Source organism: Variovorax sp. Varisp36, assembly GCF_047304235.1.
GTDB lineage: Bacteria > Pseudomonadota > Gammaproteobacteria > Burkholderiales > Burkholderiaceae_C > Variovorax.
Map to the genome: position 1 here is coordinate 1 of NZ_JBGLYU010000098.1, position 1,335 is coordinate 1,335.

At 66.1% G+C, this 1,335-nt stretch carries 1 protein-coding gene, 1 tRNA gene and 1 pseudogene; all 3 read right to left on the minus strand.

What is annotated here, in order from left to right; all coding sequences use genetic code 11:
* Positions 1-290, minus strand: a pseudogene (locus ACCD11_RS28310) (peptidoglycan-binding protein); the annotation flags it as partial.
* 176 nt (positions 291-466) lie between these two features.
* Positions 467-868, minus strand: coding sequence for a GreA/GreB family elongation factor (locus tag ACCD11_RS28315; RefSeq protein WP_413316453.1), 402 nt, complete (start codon positions 866-868; stop codon positions 467-469).
* Between the two features lie 391 nt (positions 869-1,259).
* Positions 1,260-1,335 (minus strand) — tRNA-Asn (locus ACCD11_RS28320).

Genomic DNA, 1,335 nt, shown 5'->3' on the forward strand with positions numbered 1-1,335 from the left:
GATTGCTGCACCAGCAGGCGCAGCAGGTTGGCCGTGGGCGGCAGGCGGTATTCGCCGGTAAGGATGGTGTACCAGCCCGCGCTCTGGTTTTCGATCAGCGAGACCGTGCCGAGTGGCGATTCGCAGCGCTCGAGCTGGCTGCTTTCGCCGGCGGTGGCGCTGCCTGCGGCGCTGCCGGTGGCCATGGTCTTGGCCGACTGGCTGCCCATCTGCATATCCATGGTCTGGCAACCTGAAAGGGCCAGCAGGCCGGTGAGTGCGCTTGCGAGAGAGAGTTTGAAAAAAGCCATGTTCGATCTGTCGAGTGAGAAGAAGGATGCTGCGCCCGTGGCAGGCGTCACTCGTCAGGACCGAAGTTGGAATTGCCATGGCCTGTACGGCCTCCCGATTCGACGCGCCGCCGGCGGCCGCGCGACGATACGACCCCGGCACTACGGCGCGCCAGTGCCGAAAGTCACGAGCGATCTCAGCGCGTGTAGTCGCCGCTGGCCTCCGGCTGGAACAGCACCGCGACCACGTGCGCGGCGCCTTCCGCGCCATTGGGCATCTGCCAGCGGGCAAGCGTGCCCGTCTTCATGCCCAGCAGGCCGATGCCGACGGGCGACAGCACCGAGACGAAGCCTGCGCCCGGCTGCGCGTCACCGGGGTAGCAGAGGGTGATCTTCTGGCGCTGCCGCGTGACGGGGTCTTCGACCTCCACCTGGGAGTTCATCGTCACGATGTCCTCCGGGACCTCGCGCGAGGGCAGCACGTCCGCCGCATCGAGGAGTTCGGCGAGTACGGGCGGAAGCTGGTGGCCCGTCAGTTTGCCGAGGCGGACGAAGTCGAGTTCGGTGAGCGTGCGCTCCCCGTGAATGGTTGCAAGCATGAAGCACTCCAGTTGATTGCGGCGCCGTTCTGGATGGAAGAACGAACGGCGTCGCTGCCGCGCGGCGGGTGCCCGGCGGTCAATGGTTCGCGCATCAGGAAGGAGGGTAGCGGACCGCCGGGCTCAGGAAAGTGCGCGGGTGCGTCGCAAGATCGCCGTGGTCGCCGCAAGGGCAACACCCGTGCGGCGGCCAGCCACTGCCTGGGGCAGGGCTGCGCGTGCAGGGTGTTTGCGGAACACGGACAAGGGGACCATGCGCCCGAGTGTAGGACGTGCCGCGAGGCCATCAAGCAATGGCCTCACCTGCCTTGCCGTTAAGCATGTACCGGGCAAAGAAAAAGCCCGCTGTCCAAAAAGACAGCGGGCTTTCCAGAGGCCTTGCGGCTTGTGGTGGCTCCTCGACCTGGGCTCGAACCAGGGACCTACGGATTAACAGTCCGGCGCTCTACCGACTGAGCTATCGAGGA

Bases quoted from the DNA above. Each gene is read 5' to 3' on its own strand.
- ACCD11_RS28315 (WP_413316453.1), bottom strand. From the start codon at position 868: ATGCTTGCAACCATTCACGGGGAGCGCACGCTCACCGAACTCGACTTC.